Below are 17,660 nucleotides of genomic sequence, written 5' to 3'. Positions count from 1 at the left end.
ATTTCTCTGGTTGGAACTTAGGTTCTTCTGGAGGTGTTACACGGTTGTTGAATTCTTTATCAGCAGCATCTGTTACGTTGGCAACGATTGCTTTAGCTGTACCGTCGTGTGAAACAACAACTTTAACAGTGGCAACCATTGTGTCGTATTTGACAGTTGTATCTGTACCAGGAGTTTCTTCTACTGTGTAGTTGTAAGTCTTACCAAGATCATCGCGACCAAATTTAAGAGTCTTGAAGACAATCTTACCAGTAGCGTCGTTCTTCACGCGTTCAACTTCAACGCCGTCTTTCTTCAATACGAATTCGAATTCGTTAGCTTGAAGTTCACGACCTTCCAAACGTTTAGTGAAGTTCATTTCCACTGGAACTGGAACGCTGTTAACACGTTTTTGTGTTGGTTTTTCAGGTTTTTCAACTGTCTTGCTTACTGGGTTGTAAACGTGAACTGTTTGGTTGGCTGTATTTTCAATATCAGCACCAGCTTTAACAGATTCTTTAACAGTTGCTGGGATATCAAATTTATAGTAACGTCCAAAGGCGAATTTAGTAGTATCGATAACAGGGTTGTTTACTTTATCTTTGATGAATTCATCTTTAGAAGTTGCAGTGATTGTACCATTTTCAACTTTGATGTCGAATTTAGCAGTCACATCTGCACCAGTTACTGAATCGTAAGCTTTGATGTCAGCTGCATTTACGTCCAATTTTTCTGCGTCGTATGTATCAGATACACCAACGTATTGGATGTTGTTAGCTTCTGTGAATTTAGTAGTATCAAGCCATACTTGGTATACCAATTTAGAACCGCGTTCAACAGTCTTAGTATTCAAGTTTTCTGGTTCGTTGTTTTTAACACCATCAACATATGGATTCTCATTTGTTGCTGTGTACTCGTTACCAGGTACATCATCGTCGTCATCCATCAACTTGTCACCAGTGATGTCATATTTCTCTTTAGAAACGACAAATTTTTCTGGTTGGAATTCAGGAGGCGTTGGAGGAGTGACTTTGTTGTTGAATTCTTTATCGGCAGTACCATCAGTAGCATTACCGTTGGCATCAACCCCACCAGTTGAAGATACGTTTGTAACTGTAGTCAATGAATGACCGTTCTTAGCAACTTCAACTGTAACAGTAGCTTTCATCTTATCATAAGTCATACCAAACTCTTTGTTGGCTGGGATAACTTCTTCTACTGTATAAGTGTGAGTACCTACTTTAGTGTTGTCGAATGACAAGTTAGAGAATGAAACATTACCAGCAGCATCATTCTTAACTGTTTCAACTACTGCACCTGTAGAATCTTTCAATACGAAGCTGAATTCACCAGCTTTAAGTTCACGACCTGCCAATTTCTTAGTAAAGTCAAACTTAGTCACAACTGGAGCAACAACATAGTTGTTGAACTCAGTGTCTTCAGGCATTGTAACAGCAGTACTCAAGAGACCTGTAGTGGCATCTTTAGTAACTTTAACTTTCACTACTGCGTTCATAGTATCGTAATCGATATTTGTATCGTTACCAGCTTTTTCACGCACAGTGTAAGTGTGTTCACCTTCAGCGCTGTATTCAATCGCATCAAATGTGATTGAACCATCTGCAGCATTTTTCTTAGTTTGGATTACATTGCCATTTTCAAGCAATTCGAATGTGAAGGCATCTGCTTCAAGTACTTTACCTTCAAGACGTTTAGTGAACTTGAATTGAGCTTGAGTAGGAGCTGATGTGAAGGTATTGTTGAACTCTGTATCTGCAGGAAGAGTATTTGTTGCTTTAAGTACGTGACCTTCTTTAGTAACAGTAATTGTTACTTCAGCTTTCATCGTATCATATTGCATTCCTGCTTCAGAACCTTGAACTTCTTCTACAGTGTACTTGTGAGTACCAACTTGTGTATTGTCAAAAGTCAAATCGTCAAAGGCTACAACACCTTCTTTAGTATTTGTCTTAGTTTGAAGAACTTTACCAGTTGAATCTTTCAATACGAAGCTGAATTCACCAGCTTTCAACTCACGACCCGCAAGAGCTTTGCTGAAGTCGAAACGAGTCTTAACTGGAGCTACTGCAAAGTTGTTGAACTCTGTATCTTCTGGCATTGTAACATTAGCAGTCAAGATACCAGATGCAGCATCTTTAGTAACGTTAACAGTTACTACTGCATTCATATCATCGTAATCGATGTTTGTATCTGTTCCAGCTACTTCACGTACTGTGTAAGTGTGAGAACCTTCTTTATCGTAAGAAATAGCGTCGAATTGGATTGTTCCGTCAGCCGCATTCTTCTTAGTTTGGATTACTTTACCATTTTCAAGCAATTCAAATGTGAAGGCATCCTTAGTGAGCTCTTTACCTTCAAGTTTCTTAGTAAACTTGAATTGAGCTTGTGTTGCAGCAGGAGTGAATGTATTGTTGAACTCTGTATCTGCTGGAAGAGTGTTTGTTGCTTTAAGAACGTGACCTTCCTTAGTAACAGTGATTGTTACTTCAGCTTTCATTGTATCGTAAGTCATACCAGCTTCTTTATTTTCTGGGATAACTTCTTCTACAGTGTACTTGTGAGTACCAACTTGTGTATTGTCAAAAGTCAAATCGTCAAAGGCTACAACACCTTCTTTAGTATTTGTCTTAGTTTGAAGAACTTTACCAGTTGAATCTTTCAATACGAAGCTAAATTCACCGGCTTTCAACTCACGACCTGCGAGAGCCTTGCTAAAGTCAAACTTAGTCTTAACTGGAGCTACAGCAAAGTTGTTGAAGATCTTATCATCTGCGCTTGAAGCAAAACCACCAGCACCACTGTACTTAACTGAAGCTTGCAAATCACCTTGAGCGTTCTCCGTTACAGTAACTGTCATAGTAACAGTCATTGCATCGTAATCAACGTTTGCATCTGAACCTGCAATCTCAGAGATTGTATATTTGTAGGTACCAACTTTATTGAAGCTTAATTTACTAAATGTAGCTTTACCATTTTTGTTAGTAACAGTTTCTTCATATGAAGGAAGTGATTTGTTTTCATTGACTTCTTTAATCTTGAAGCTGAATTCACCATCAACAAGTACACGTCCTTCAAGTTGTTTTTCAACTTCTGGAGTAACTGTTACAGGTTCTTGCTTCACGTAGTAGTAAATAGGTTGTTTGTACGGTGTCAAAGTGTTGAGCAAGTCAACGTTGGTACCGATACCTCCTACCCCACGCTCTAATTGCGCATTATCTGAACCATGTCCAATTCCATCTCCTAAGAATGGTACGAATACAGTATGATATGGTGCATATCCAGAAGCTTTTTGGAAGTCAAATGGAACTTCTTTACCGTTTGGATAGTTAGTTTTTGCTCCCGTTTTTGGATCAGTTACGGTATGTGCAATAGTGTAAAGAGGTGATTTTTTAACAACTAAGTCCTGTGAATTCCATTCACCTGGTTTAATCGGCTTAGTTTCTGCTAGCAACATATAGCCATCGGTACTTAATGAACCATCAGAACGTTTGCTTTGTTGTCTTGGATCTAGCAAGTAAACACGAATAACGACTGAACCGTCTTCTCCAACAATTTCTTTGATACGTTTGATACCGTAACGGTCCGCATCCATGAATTTCGTACCAACGGTGTAAGGACGACTTACAGTACCAGATTGATCATTTGCATCAGCAGTTTGGTAAAGTTTGTATCCATCAAATTGACGTTCGCCAGATGCTGTGAAACGTTGTCCTTCTTCAGCTTTAAGAGTGTATCGAGCTAACTCTACTTCATTACCATTTTCTTTATAATCTTGAACAGTTTTATCTGTTTTATTGGCGTTAAATGTTGGATTGTTTTTATCAACTACTTTATAGTAAGTTGTTTTATTAATTGTTACTGGTATTTTAGCGTTTGAATCAGTAATTGTACGACCATTGTAAGCTGGTTCAACAACGTTTAAAATATCTGTTGTAGTACGAGCGTTATAAACCGCAGTATAAAGTGCTTGCTCTGCAGGCGTAAGTTGGTGCCCACCAGCTACTAAGTCTGTGATACTCTTTCCAACTGCATAACCATTTTGAATAAATGGTTCTGCTTTTTTACCCTTTGGAGCAGTTCCAGCTTTATAATCTACTTGGAAAGTTAATTGGCTATTAGACGCTGCTGTAGTAGTCGTGAACTTTTGAACCCCACTAGAAGCGGTAATCGTTCTAGTTTCAACTACACTACCAGTATTTTTGTCGAGCAATTCAACCGTTGTATCGGTAGAGTCATCAAATCTCTTATAGGCACGTGCATAATATTTTGTATTATAACGTTTATTGAATTCAGTAAGATCCCAAATAGCATAAGTATAGAAGTCGCCTTCTTTAGCTTGATAACCAGCTGGTACAGTTTGAGATGCAACACTTGCACCATTAGGATCCGTCATATCAGGTGTAGCAACTTCACCGTCTTTTAGGAAAGTTGCTACAGCAACCGGCTCGTTATTGTGGTCTGTAGCGGCACGACGGTTACGACGGCTACGACTCATTGCCAAAGCTCCACCGTTAGTCATATCAGTTGCTGCACGGTCAAGTACTGCACTGCGATCTTCGGCTGCTGCTCTAACAGAGTAAGCACGTGCTGTAACGTTTGGCTTAACGCTTGTTGCTGCTGCCGCAGTTTCAGCTGCTGCTGTTTCTTCAGCTACTGGAGCGGCTGTTGCTGCTGTACGGTTAGCCGCTGTTGCAGCTGGTGTTGCTGCAGCGGTTGTCGCTGAAGCTGTTGTTTCAACGTTGTTGCTAGCTGCATTTGTAGATGCCACTGCAGCTGGTTTAGCTGCTTCTGAAGTAGCTTTCTCAGTTGGTTTTGCAGCCTCTGAAGCTGGTTTTACTGCTTCAGGTTTTGCAGTTTCTGTAGCTTGTTTGTCAGTTGTCTCTGCGGCAGCCTTATCTGTTGCTGATGCTTCTGGCGTCAAGTTAAATGTTGACGCAGTTGCATCAGTAGAAGATACAGCTGCAGTAGGATCTGCTTGAGCTGTTGATGCTGTAGACGTCTCAACCAGGTCTGACGAACTTTCGCCCTCAACTGATGAACCAGGGTTTGATGAAGAAGCATCGGGTGCTATGACTTCATCAGCCTGTGCAGTATGAGCAGCAAAGAGTGCCGTTCCTAGCAAGACTGAAGCGACACCAAACGAATATTTACGCAATGAAAATCGTTGGCGTCTGTTAAAAATGTCTTTCATTTCAAGTCTCCCTCTGTATGAAATAGTTAGTTATAGGTCACGAGTATACAAGAATCCTATACTTGAACTCATGATTCTATTACATTCTAACATTCTGACAATTTATGGTCAAGTGATTAAGTCAACTTTTTTAAAAAAAATCAAGTTGTCTGACAATTCAGCCAACAACTTTTGTTTGTTTTTTGCCTTTACAAGTGTAAAACCCTTGATTTTATTTACTTTATACCGTTTTCAAATTTCTATTTTATTTTCTTTTCATTCCTAACTTTCTCATGTTTTTCACGGAAGATGTTAGACTTATGAGAGGATTTAACTCATTTTATTGGCTGATTTTCTTACTTTTATTCTAATTTTTACCTACTTATTACAAACCATCCGATTCTGTAACACCATCGATAAACCATTGATATACAATTTAATAATTGCCTTTGACGGCCATAGTCACCCACTACATTTTCAAAAAAATAAAAAACCCAAGCATCATAAACTTGGGTTAATCATCTTATTGGTTTCAGAGCTAACTTCCTCTATTTTTTTCTGATATGGTTGTCATTCCAAGACTGCAATTCTTGATAGGACTTGACTTTACCTTCTTCCTGAGTCGGTCTAAAAGCCCTAACCGGTAACTCGTAGCCATCCTGCCCTTCAGGTGCCATCCAATGGAGCAAGGTATTGAACCAGGTTTCGTTATTGATTTTACTTGGAATGGTATAGATTCTAGCATGTTTGGTCTTAACAGCTTCGTAAGCTTCCTTTTGCTCTTTGGCAAAGTTGGTACTATCCATATTGAGGCTCCTGTCTTTTTCAGAAATGTAATAAAGAGCAGGTAGACTAGCAATTGGCGTTCCAGACGGATTATCAAAATCCTTACCATTAGTTGCACCTGGCCACATCTCAAGACCAAAAGGCTCTAAAGTCTTACGCATATCAACATTAGCGTACTCCAATTCCGAGTCCAAAGTATTCGAGTTAGCTGAGATATTCATCTCCTCGATTTTTTGAGTTTTGAGATTGAGGTATTTTTTATTAGAAGCAAAATCAGCTGACGATGCACCAAAAGGCATTTGTAAGTAGGCTTGGTCATTAAGCATGAAAAGCCTTAGACCTGCCTGATTTAAATAATCTTCATCCCCAGCTTTTTTAGCCAATTTCAAAAGGTCAATTTGTTTAGGTTTCTGATTTGGTTTTTCCGTGTCATACACATAGATATTAAAGTAGTCATATTTATAAAGAGTTTCACCCTTGGCATTTTTCTTACCAGATACATCACCCTTGTACTCTTGAGTGACTAGGTATTGACCAGCTACCCCCACAATGTTAAACATGTTTCTATCATGACCAGGATTTGGTGTCACGAGTAGAAATTCCTTATTATCCCCGAAGGTTGTCAGGGTGATTTTAAACAAGGGATCTTCTGCATTGCTGCCGGAATAGACAGTTGTACTTGACTTGCTAGATGAGGCTGAGCCCTTGGTAGCCTTACTGCTACCACTCACAGCAAAAAAGATAGCCGTTCCTGCGATTACAAAAAGCAATGCCGCTAAGAGACCTATAAAAACAATTTTTGTTGTCTTATCCCCCTTAGGTGTTGGCTTCTTTACAAACTTATTTTCCATAATAATCTCCATTTTCAGTATTACTTCTAGTATAGCATAGGTGGGGACTATTGATAAGGTGCATCGGCGGTCTAAGAAGGCTGGATTTTTGATTTTCATTTGACAAAAGCTCTCTGACAGCGTACAATCGAGACAAGTAACATTCGGAGGTAAATGGAGACATGAACAACTAAGTCTATTCACAATAAACCTGCTTTATTTGATAGATTGTTTTCATGTCTTTTTTGCGCTCTTTTTCTGTAGAAAACTTGTTGATGGTATCCGCGCTTTTTTGCGTCCACACCATCACTATCTCCTAGAGAGCTTTTTAGCTAGATTCATGACGGTTCTATCTTATAAGGTAGGACTGTTTTTTGACCTTTGATATTATATGAAGTAAAAGCCTACTTCCCATGAAACAATATCTACAAGCACTCAGACCTAGGAGGTCCTATGATACAGATTCAACACCTAACCATAACACATACCAAGGATTTGCGTGAACTCGTTCATGATCTAAATCTAACGATAGCTACAGGCGAAAAAGTCGCCATCATTGGGGAGGAAGGCAATGGAAAATCTAGTCTCCTTGCCCTTCTGGTCAATCCAAAAGCACATCTTGACCATCTGTCTTACGAGGGAACTATTAATAAACCAGATAGCCCACAGGTCTATATTCCCCAACAGATTTCGGATAGCTTGCAATCTCTAACCCTTAACGACTACTTCTTTGCGGACACTTATGACCTAGACTATGCCACCCTCTATCGTCTGGCTGATGAGCTTCATTTTGATAGTGAGCGTTTTGCCAGTAGTCAACCCTTTTCCACTCTGTCAGGTGGTGAGAAACTGAAAATTCAACTCATCCGAGAATTAGCTCGTCCCCACGACGTCATTTTTCTTGATGAGCCCTCAAACGATATGGACTTGACTACTATGACTTGGTTAAAAGACTTTATCAAGCACTCTGATAAAACGATCGTCTATATCTCACATGACGAGGACCTACTAAGCCAGACAGCTGATACCATTATCCATCTGGAACTCCTTAAACGTCGTCGACAGGCAAGGACCAGTGTGGAGCACCTCAACTATGATAACTATAGCCAACAACGCTCTGATAGCTACCAACAACAGATGCAGCAAGCCAAAACCGAGAAAAAAGCCTATGACAAGGCCATGGCCAAGCATCGCCGTATCAAACAAAATGTCCAAACTACCTTACGTAATACGCATGACAGCACGCAAGGACGATTGGTTGCTAAAAAGATGAAGGCAGTCCTCTCACAAGAAAAACGCTACGACCGCCTTGCCCAAGACATGACACAAATGCCTGAAAAAGAAGATAGCATTGAACTATTCTTCTCTCATATTGACCCTCTACCTCAAGGAAAATATCTCTTAAATCTAGATGAAAAGCAGATAAACATCGCTCCTCACCTGACTATTGACCATCTCAAACTTTCTTTGAAAGGCCAGGAAAAAATTGGTATTGTGGGAGATAACGGCTGCGGTAAATCCACTCTCTTACACTATCTCTACCAAAAACTTAGTCAGAAGACAGACCTGACTATTGGCTACATGCCTCAACGTTATGACACTATCTTGCCACTGGATTTGTCTCCAATAGCGTTTTTGAGTAAGACTGGCGACAAGTCTGAACGAGAAGTTATAAGCTCCCATCTCGCCAACCTCAACTTTAGTCATGATGAAATGAACCATGAGATTGCTGATTTATCTGGAGGACAAAAAGGAAAACTACTCCTACTGCACCTGGTCTTAGAAAGCCCTCAGCTCCTTATCTTAGATGAACCAACCAGAAATTTTTCACCCACCTCGCAACCCCAAGTCCGACAGCTCTTTGATAACTATCCAGGGGCAATTCTGACGGTATCGCATGATGTCAACTACCTCAGACAAGTCTGCCAAAAGATCTATCGCCTAGACTCACGAGGTTTAGAAGAAGTTGAGATTTAAGATCTCAAATCTATCGTTTTTTCAAGAAAAGTCTCAAAAGAAACCTTTTCTTCAGATGCAAAAAAACTCAGGTTTTGCCTGAGTTTTTTTAGTCTTAATCAATTTCCAGACCACCGGTATAAAGTCGGTAGTAAGTACCACCTTGTTCCATGAGGCTGTCGTGGTCACCACGTTCAATGATTCGTCCGTGGTCCATAACCATGATAACGTCAGAGTTGACAATGGTTGAAAGACGGTGGGCAATAACGAAAACCGTACGTCCTTCCATAAGTCGGTCCATCCCCTCTTGCACCATTTTTTCGGTACGAGAGTCAATAGAAGATGTCGCTTCATCAAGGATAAGAACTGGTGCATTGGCAAGGGCAGCACGCGCAATGGCTATAAGCTGACGTTGCCCGTTGGACAAGCCTGCACCGTCGTCTGTAAGAACAGTGTCATAACCATTGTCCAAATGTTGCACAAAGGAGTCCACGTTAGCAATGCGAGCTGCTTCAAGGATTTCCTCGCGCGTCGCATCAGCACGACCATAGGCAATATTTTCAGCGATAGTCCCTGTGAAGAGATGGGTATCTTGAAGCACGATACCAAGCGAGCGACGAAGAGAATCTTTCTCAATCAGCTTGACATCAATACCATCATAAGTAATCACACCAGATTGGATATCGTAGAAACGGTTAATCAAGTTGGTAATCGTCGTCTTACCAGCACCTGTCGCACCGACAAAGGCAACCTTTTGCCCCTTGTCTGCATAGAGATTAACGTCATGAAGGATTTGTTTCTTACCATCGTAAGAGAAATCAACGTCTTGGAAGACCACATTTCCGACCAACTCGACCAATTCGTAGTCGCCATTTGGACGTGGGTGTTTCCAAGCCCAAAGATTGGTTTTCTTGTCTGTCACAACCATTTGACCATCTACCAATTCGTAGTTGACCAAAGTGACCTTACCTTGGTCAACTTCTTCTGGTTCGTCCAGAAGGTCAAAGATACGGTCAGCACCGGCAAGTGCCATAAGGACAAAGTTAAGTTGTTGAGATACCTGAGTAATAGGACCGTTGAAGGAACGGTTCAATTGTAGGAAGGCCATGAGACCACCGATAGTCAAACCACCAACACCATTAAGGGCAAAGAGTCCACCAACCAAGGCGGTCAAAACAAAGGAAACATTTCCTAAGTTTCCAAGAATTGGCATGAGAACATTGGCATAGCGGTTGGCCAAGTAAGAAGATTCGAAGAGTTGCTCGTTAATCTTGTCAAAATCAGCCATGCTTTCTTCTTCGTGAACAAAGGCCTTGACCACTTTTTGACCTGACATCATTTCCTCGATAAAACCATTCTCAATCCCCAAATTCTTTTGTTGTTCACCGAAGTAACGGCCTGATTTGGCTGATACATTTTTGATGACCATAAACATGATGCCTACCATGACTAGGACAACGATAAAGAGAAGAGGACTAACCGTAAGCATGGTTACAGTCACCCCGATAAGGGTAATAGCCGTTTGTAGCAACTGTGGAATAGACTGCTCAACAGCCTGACGAAGGGCATCGATGTCGTTGGTGTAGATAGACATGATGTCACCGTGTTGGTGAGTGTCAAAGTAGCGAACAGGAAGCTTTTGCATGCGAGCAAAGAGCTGATTACGAAGGGAACGTAGAGAATCTTGCGAAATCGTCGCCATGAGGAGTGATGACACATAGTTGGCAATCACACCGATAAGACAGAAGACAGCGACTGAGGTCAAGAACCGTAACAGTGGTCCAAAGTCATGGCTGCCAGATTTGAGCATGGGCTGAACGTAAACGTCAACCAAGGACTGAATAGAGGCCGTTAAATTGACCGTTGCCAAGGAAGCAACCACAATAAGGACAAAGGCGATAGAAAGTGAAAGTTTGTAGTCTTGCCACAAAAAGCGTAGAAGACGTGCTAGAGAGCCCCAATTAGCTTTTTTCTTATTCTGCATCTGCTACTCCTTTCCCTTGTGTTTGCATCTTGTAGACGTCACGATAAATGGCATTGTTAGCCACCAATTCATCGTGAGTACCAATAGCATCGATACGGCCATCATCCATGACAATGATACGGTCTGCATCTTGGATGGATGAAATACGTTGACCGATGATAATCTTGGTTGTATCCTTAAGACTTGATGCCAAACCTTGACGAATCAAACTATCTGTCTTAGTATCAACCGCTGATGTTGAATCATCAAGAATCAAGATTTTTGGATTCATGAGGAGGGCACGTGCAATACAGAGACGTTGACGTTGTCCTCCTGAGACATTGGCTCCACCACGTTCAATCTTGGTGTCATAGCCATCCTTAAACTCTTGGATAAATTCATCAGCTTGGGCAATCTTACAAGCTTCAATGATTTCCTCATCTGTCGCCTGTTTATTTCCCCAACGCATATTTTCCTTAATGGTTCCTGAGAAAAGGACGTTGGTTTGAAGCACCATGGCAACTTGCTTACGTAAGCTATCCAAATCATAGTCCTTAACATCGTGGCCAGCAACCCTAACCTGACCGGCTTCCACATCATAAAGACGAGGAATGAGCTGAACCAAACTTGATTTCCCAGAACCTGTTCCACCAAGAATACCGATAACCTCACCAGACTTAATATCAAGCGAGATATCTTTGAGAACATGGGTCTTATCACCATTTTCATCAGTGTATGAGAAATCCACATGATCAAAGCTGATAGAACCATCTGTGACTTCTGTCAAACCATTTTCAGGTGAAACAATGGTTGATTCAGTGTTGAGCACTTCATTGATACGCTCTACAGAAGCCATAGAGATAGACAACATGACAAAGATCATCATGAACATCATGAGTGACATGAGGATGGTCATGGTGTAGCTGAACATGGAAGTCAACTCCCCAGTAGTCAGACTACCACCAACGATAAGATGGGCACCAAACCAAGAAATCATAAGGAAGGACGCATACATAGACAACATCATGGCTGGGTTAGACATGATAACCACACGAATGGCACGCATGAACATCTTGTAAATACGACGTGAGGCCTTCTTGAATTTGTCTGTCTCTTCCTGCTCTTTAACATAGGATTTCACCACACGCATGTTGGTGATGTTTTCCTTGATACTGTTGTTGAGGTTGTCATAAGCCTCAAACACTTGAGTAAAGAGAGGGTAAACGATTTTGGTAATAACAGCCAAAACCAGACCAAGGAAGAGTGTTACACCAACGAAAATCCAAGCCATTTCGCCATTAATCAGGAAACTTGCTGCAATGGCAAAGATCAAGTTAAGGGGTGCACGTACACAGATACGGATAATCATCTGGTAAGAGTTCTGCACGTTGGTAACATCAGTCATCATACGTGTTACCAAACCACCAGCTGAGAACTTATCGATATTTTCAAAAGAGAAGGTTTGAACCTTTTTGAAAATGGCTTGACGTAGATTCTTGGCAAATCCAGCAGAGGCAAAGGCCGCATAGCGTGCCGACTGCATCCCACAGAAAAGCGACAGAAAGGCACAGACCAACATGAGGCCACCATAGAGCCAAATGTTAGACATGTTAGATTGCTGGACACCTTTGTCCAAAAGATTGGCCATTACAAAGGGAATGGAAATCTCAAACATGACTTCTAGCGTCATGAAGAGGGACGCTAGGATTGAGGGTTTCTTGTATTCCTTTATCTGGGCGATCAGGGTTTGAAACATAATTACCTCCGTTTTTTATTCTTTTTCTTTTTTTGATGCTTTCTTAAGTGATGGCGGACGTCAGCGACCGACTCAGTCGTTCCATGACTAGTTATCGAGCCAAAGTCTCGATAACTCCGCTTCCTATAACTGCTTCTGCAGTTATAGGAATATCATCACGGCGAAAGCATCACTGTTGGGCAGAGAGAACTGTCGAATTGTGAGCAACTTCGAACAAGTGCAAATAGGTTCAGAATGGTCTCGACCACGGCGAAAAATATCACCTGCCCTGAGCAGAGCATGTTTCAGGCATTGATAGATATAAGCTAGTCCTGTAATCCATCACGGTGAAAGCATCATTTTTGAGCAGAGCATACTGTCGGAAAGCTACTCTTAACGCTCATCCTTTATCTATAAAAGAACGGTTACACCTTTTTGAGAGCACACAAAAGCCCCTGAGGGCAGACCCTAGGGATGCTTTCGTTCTTATATATACGTCATTAGTATAGGCTAATTTGATTTAAATTGCAAGAGAAATAACATTTTACATAAAAATCAGTGGGTATTTTACAATTTTTGCATATAATAGAGCTAAAAAGCAACTGGTTTTAAGAATTCTTATCTAAAACATTCGGAAATTCCCCTTAACCGTAGCGGAAAGTTGTTTTCTTCTCCTATTTATAATAGACTATCACTAACATTAGATGAAAAGGTGACTCTATGACTATAAATCAACTGCTTCAAAAGCTGGAGCCTACTAGCCCTATCCTTCAAGCTAACTTTGGAATTGAACGCGAAAGTCTTCGTGTCGATAGACAGGGAAAATTAGCACATACGCCTCACCCTTCTTGCCTAGGAGCTCGAAGTTTCCACCCTTATATTCAAACAGATTTTTGTGAGTTTCAAATGGAGCTCATCACACCAGTTGCTAAATCTACCACTGAGGCCCGTCGTTTTCTTGGAGCCATTACCGATGTAGCTGGACGTTCCATCAGTAAAGATGAACTTCTCTGGCCCTTGTCCATGCCACCTCGTATCAAGGCCCAAGAAATCCAAGTTGCCCAACTGGAAAATGAATTCGAACGCCATTATCGTAACTACTTGGCTGAAAAATACGGAACCAAACTTCAAGCTATCTCAGGTATCCACTATAATATGGAACTTGGGAAAGATTTGGTTGAGGCCCTATTCAAAGAAAGCAACCAGACTGATATGATTGCTTTCAAGAACGCCCTCTATCTCAAGCTGGCTCAGAACTATTTGCGCTACCGTTGGGTGATTACCTATCTCTTTGGTGCTGCACCTATTGCTGAGCAAGGTTTCTTCGACCAAGAAGTGCCAGAACCCGTTCGTTCCTTCCGTAACAGTGACCATGGTTATGTCAATAAGGAAGAAATCCAAGTATCTTTTGCAAGCCTAGAAGATTATGTCTCTGCCATCGAAAACTATATCGAACAAGGAGATTTGATTGCGGAGAAGGAATTTTACTCAGCTGTTCGTTTCCGTGGACAAAAAGTTAATCGCTCCTTCCTTGACAAGGGAATCACCTATCTGGAATTCCGTAACTTCGACCTCAACCCCTTTGAGCGTATCGGTATTAGCCAAACTACCATGGATACCGTACACCTGCTTCTCCTAGCCTTCCTCTGGATGGATGCCCCTGAAAATGTCGATCAGGCTCTGGCTCAAGGTCACGCGTTGAATGAAAAAATCGCCCTCTCTCATCCTTTAGAGCCTCTACCTTCTGAAGCTGAAACTCAGAACATTACGACGGCTCTGGACCAACTGGTGCAACATTTTGGACTAGGTGACTATCATCAAGGTTTGGTCAAACAACTTAAAGATGCCTTTGCTGATCCTAGTCATACACTAGCAGCCCAACTCTTATCTTATATCAAAGACAAGGCTCTTGCTGACTTTGCCCTTGACAAGGCTCTTGCCTATCATGATTATGACTGGACTGCCCACTATGCTCTTAAGGGTTATGAGGAGATGGAACTTTCTACTCAGATGCTACTCTTTGATGCCATTCAAAAAGGAATCCATTTTGAAATCCTAGATGAGCAGGATCAATTCCTTAAACTCTGGCATAAAGATCATGTTGAGTACGTCAAAAATGGTAACATGACCTCAAAAGACAACTATGTAGTACCTCTTGCCATGGCTAATAAAACCGTGACCAAAAAAATCCTGGCTGACGCTGGTTTCCCTGTTCCTGCTGGCGACGAATTTACCAGTCTGGAGCAAGGTCTAGCCTACTATCCTCTTATCAAGGACAAGCAAATTGTAGTTAAACCAAAATCAACCAACTTTGGTCTGGGCATTTCCATTTTCCAAGAGCCTGCCAGCCTTGATAACTATAAGAAAGCCCTCGAGATTGCCTTTGCAGAAGATACAGCTGTTCTTGTTGAAGAATTTATCCCAGGAACCGAATACCGTTTCTTTATCTTGGATGGACGTTGTGAGGCTGTACTCCTTCGTGTCGCTGCCAATGTTGTCGGTGATGGCAAACACACCATTCGTGAATTGGTCGCTCAGAAAAATGCCAATCCATTGCGAGGACGTGATCACCGCTCACCACTTGAAATCATTGCGCTAGGAGACATCGAACAACTGATGTTAACACAACAGGGTTACACCCCAGATGATATTCTCCCAGAAGGGAAAAAGGTCAATCTACGTCGTAACTCAAACATTTCTACGGGTGGTGACTCTATTGATGTCACTGAGACCATGGATTCCTCTTACCAAGAACTAGCTGCAGCTATGGCAACTAGTATGGGCGCTTGGGCTTGTGGGGTTGACCTCATTATTCCAGATAAAACCCAACCTGCTAGCAAAGAAAACCCTCATTGCACCTGCATCGAGCTCAACTTTAACCCTTCTATGTATATGCACACCTACTGTGCTGAAGGACCTGGACAGGCTATCACTTCAAAAATCTTAGACAAGCTTTTTCCAGAAGTTGCCACAAATCAAAACTAAAACTTAAATCTTAGGAGCAAACAAATCACCTTTATCTCGAGATAAAGGTGATTTTGCTTTATTAACCAAACTCTCCTGCTTCTTCCTCAGGATGAGTTTCCATGTACTGGATGTGTTGTATATAGGCATCTTGAGCCTGATTGAAGGCTTCCTGATCACTATAAGGATAATCTATGTAAAAGAGGTCCCGCCAGCCATTAAAGGTCTGACTATTGTAAAAACCTTGAATCTTTGTAGGAAGAAACTCTTTGTTGTAGCTAATCCGCAACTTGAGTAGAGTCTTATCCTGAAACTGAGTGATGATACTGTTGGAGGTTTCTTGGCCTTCCAGACTAGTCCAAACCTTATTCAGAACAATGTCCTGACTATAGTGGTTAGACTTGATCCGATTTTTGTCCACTGGGAGCTTCTGGGTAGCCTCTAAAAGGTAGGACACCTCTCCTTGAAAATAAGCCTCAATGGTTAAATCCCCAAGACTTGAGCCATATAATAGGCCATCCTTAATAGCAATGTTTGATCCAAAAAGTCTTTGGCCAGCCACATCAAAGGACATCCCCTCATCCCGCCCGTAGAGCTTGATGGCATAGGCATCCCTTACGCGATAGAAATTTTTAGCGACAAGAACACTATCAAGGGTTTCAGTATTTTTTGTCTCCACCTTGGGGCTGGTAGGTCTCTTGGTAAAAGCTGTCAAACCCATTAAGCACAAGATGAGAGCGAATATAATCAAGGTAAGCATTATAGACCTGGAGCCGGTCTTCAGCTTTAACTTGTCTCCATGTTTCAAGGTCTTTCAAGCCTCCTTTTTTAACAATATCAGCATAGCGCCCACCGTTTAAGACATTCTTGGGATTTTTCCACTTCCTAACCATCTTGCGTCTAATCGCATTGTCAGCAGGATGACGAACGTCAAGATAGGTATGGCTATTATTGAGATAGGCTGGTAGGTCAGCATTCAAGCCCTTAGACAGCCCATAGTTAGCAGAGTCCGTATCGGCAATGTCAGCACCATCCTCAATCTTATAATGCTTAGGATTAGAGTCGATGCTACCGTCTTTCCTTTTCTTATAGACATTCCACTCGGAAACAAATCTCCCTGTATCCATATTGACAATAAACTCAATAAAGCGAGAATTGCTAACTCCGTAAGGGCCCATGACACTGGTCTGAGGTAGCTGAATTTTCATGTTCTGTGGATAGGTAAAGTCTCCCAAGCTTCGATTATGATAGGAAGCACCTGTTGTGTAATCCAGATGAATCTTCTTATCCTTGCTGTAGGCCAGTAGCTTGTCCAAATCCGTCTTTCCCTTGTAGTTGGTTCTAATATAGTCCATGGACTGCTTATCAATCCAAGACCTAAAAAGATGGAGCTTGATACCTAAGTCATCCACCCCAAGCCCTAGATCCGTCTGATAGGTCTCCATAATAGCCTCACGGAAGTAACTGTAAAAAGGACTGGTTGGCTCAAGCTTCTTGGAAAATTTATAACCTGACTTCCCTAACTGGAGGAACTGGTACTTGTCCACATAAACCTGCATGTGCTCCATAACCAAATTGAGCTTGTCATGATTAGGGAGTTGAGAAGCTTGGAAAAAGGCCGTATAGGTATCTGAACCCACTTCCTTGCTTTCTTGGTCAATATCCTGTAAAACCTTGTCTAACTGGGTCAAGGCAGTCTTTTTCATCTTACTTCTCACCTGAGCCACATAGGCTGGCTTAATGCCCTGATCCCAGTGGTCACGAGCCATAATAGCATCTGCCTTTTGTGAAATCAAGGTCAGCCGTTTCTGATAAGACTCGTCCTCCAAGGCCAGCTTTAAAGCCTTTGATGGCGTCGCTTGAACCACAGATAAATCACCGTAGATATCTGCCTTTAGGACAAGATTTACCTGCATATCATAGGAATGATTGATATGGAGAACGAGATGGATCTTCCCATCTTCCTTCCTAACAGACAGAGAATCGAGTTGATAAGATTGGATAACCCCAGCCTGACTGAGCGCCAGTCTATCTATATTTTCCAAAGAATTCTGATAGATATAGGAAATCTCAGGGTCTTTGACCTTCTTTACCAAAGAATCATTTCGCTGTCGATTGAAAACCACAAGACCAAGTATGAGGATTACAGCCAGGGCACTTGCCAGATACTGTAAAATTACTTTCTTCATAGTACTTCCATTATAGCATAGGAGGACAAAATATTCTGAAAACGATTGACAAACGTTGAAAACAAAT

Annotated in this window: 8 protein-coding genes; 2 read left to right on the top strand and 6 right to left on the bottom strand. The window is 41.6% G+C overall.

The genetic code is table 11. The annotated features are described in order from the left end of the window. On the bottom strand, window positions 1–5,191 hold a 5,191-nt coding region (locus HMPREF2607_RS09160; RefSeq protein ID WP_148130163.1), incomplete at its 3' end, for a Spy0128 family protein. Between the two features lie 527 nt (window positions 5,192–5,718). Beyond that, window positions 5,719–6,807 carry a hypothetical protein gene (locus tag HMPREF2607_RS09155; protein WP_070476787.1) on the bottom strand — a complete coding sequence of 363 codons (1,089 nt, stop codon included), beginning with the start codon at window positions 6,805–6,807 and terminating at the stop codon, window positions 5,719–5,721. A 432-nt stretch (window positions 6,808–7,239) separates the two neighbouring features. Here HMPREF2607_RS09155 and HMPREF2607_RS09150 point away from each other — a divergent pair, with 432 nt between their 5' ends. After that, window positions 7,240–8,763, top strand: a complete 1,524-nt coding sequence (locus tag HMPREF2607_RS09150) for an ATP-binding cassette domain-containing protein (RefSeq protein WP_070476785.1) — start codon at window positions 7,240–7,242, stop codon at window positions 8,761–8,763. Window positions 8,764–8,857: 94 nt separating this feature from the next. Here HMPREF2607_RS09150 and HMPREF2607_RS09145 read toward each other — a convergent pair whose 3' ends face one another. Both HMPREF2607_RS09145 and HMPREF2607_RS09140 read right to left on the bottom strand, forming a co-directional pair. Then, window positions 8,858–10,726 carry an ABC transporter ATP-binding protein gene (locus HMPREF2607_RS09145; RefSeq protein ID WP_002884255.1) on the bottom strand — a complete coding sequence of 623 codons (1,869 nt, stop codon included), beginning with the start codon at window positions 10,724–10,726 and terminating at the stop codon, window positions 8,858–8,860. Further along, window positions 10,716–12,461 carry an ABC transporter ATP-binding protein gene (locus HMPREF2607_RS09140; RefSeq protein WP_070476783.1) on the bottom strand — a complete coding sequence of 582 codons (1,746 nt, stop codon included), beginning with the start codon at window positions 12,459–12,461 and terminating at the stop codon, window positions 10,716–10,718. Before HMPREF2607_RS09140 ends, HMPREF2607_RS09145 begins: the two co-directional genes overlap by 11 nt. Window positions 12,462–13,160: 699 nt before the next feature. Here HMPREF2607_RS09140 and gshAB point away from each other — a divergent pair. Then, window positions 13,161–15,425, top strand: coding sequence for a bifunctional glutamate--cysteine ligase GshA/glutathione synthetase GshB (gene gshAB / locus HMPREF2607_RS09135; RefSeq protein WP_070476781.1), 2,265 nt, complete (start codon window positions 13,161–13,163; stop codon window positions 15,423–15,425). A 61-nt stretch (window positions 15,426–15,486) separates the two neighbouring features. On the opposite strand, the gene HMPREF2607_RS09130 is transcribed toward gshAB, so the two are convergent. Beyond that, window positions 15,487–16,083, bottom strand: coding sequence for a hypothetical protein (locus tag HMPREF2607_RS09130; RefSeq protein WP_070476779.1), 597 nt, complete (start codon window positions 16,081–16,083; stop codon window positions 15,487–15,489). Then, window positions 16,064–17,593 carry a DUF1310 family protein gene (locus HMPREF2607_RS09125; protein WP_070476777.1) on the bottom strand — a complete coding sequence of 510 codons (1,530 nt, stop codon included), beginning with the start codon at window positions 17,591–17,593 and terminating at the stop codon, window positions 16,064–16,066. Before HMPREF2607_RS09125 ends, HMPREF2607_RS09130 begins: the two co-directional genes overlap by 20 nt. Between the last annotated feature and the right edge of the window lie 67 nt (window positions 17,594–17,660).

This window comes from Streptococcus sp. HMSC078H03 (assembly GCF_001808655.1).
Lineage (GTDB): Bacteria > Bacillota > Bacilli > Lactobacillales > Streptococcaceae > Streptococcus > Streptococcus salivarius_G.
Note: the sequence above shows the minus strand (reverse complement) of the source record. Positions and strands in the feature narration are given on the sequence as shown.

Excerpts from the sequence above, each read along its gene's own strand:
- HMPREF2607_RS09155 (WP_070476787.1), bottom strand. The coding sequence starts at position 6,807 with ATGGAAAATAAGTTTGTAAAGAAGCCAACACCTAAGGGGGATAAGACA.
- HMPREF2607_RS09150 (WP_070476785.1), top strand. The coding sequence starts at position 7,240 with ATGATACAGATTCAACACCTAACCATAACACATACCAAGGATTTGCGT.
- HMPREF2607_RS09145 (WP_002884255.1), bottom strand. The coding sequence starts at position 10,726 with ATGCAGAATAAGAAAAAAGCTAATTGGGGCTCTCTAGCACGTCTTCTA.
- HMPREF2607_RS09140 (WP_070476783.1), bottom strand. The coding sequence starts at position 12,461 with ATGTTTCAAACCCTGATCGCCCAGATAAAGGAATACAAGAAACCCTCA.
- gshAB (WP_070476781.1), top strand. The coding sequence starts at position 13,161 with ATGACTATAAATCAACTGCTTCAAAAGCTGGAGCCTACTAGCCCTATC.
- HMPREF2607_RS09125 (WP_070476777.1), bottom strand. The coding sequence starts at position 17,593 with ATGAAGAAAGTAATTTTACAGTATCTGGCAAGTGCCCTGGCTGTAATC.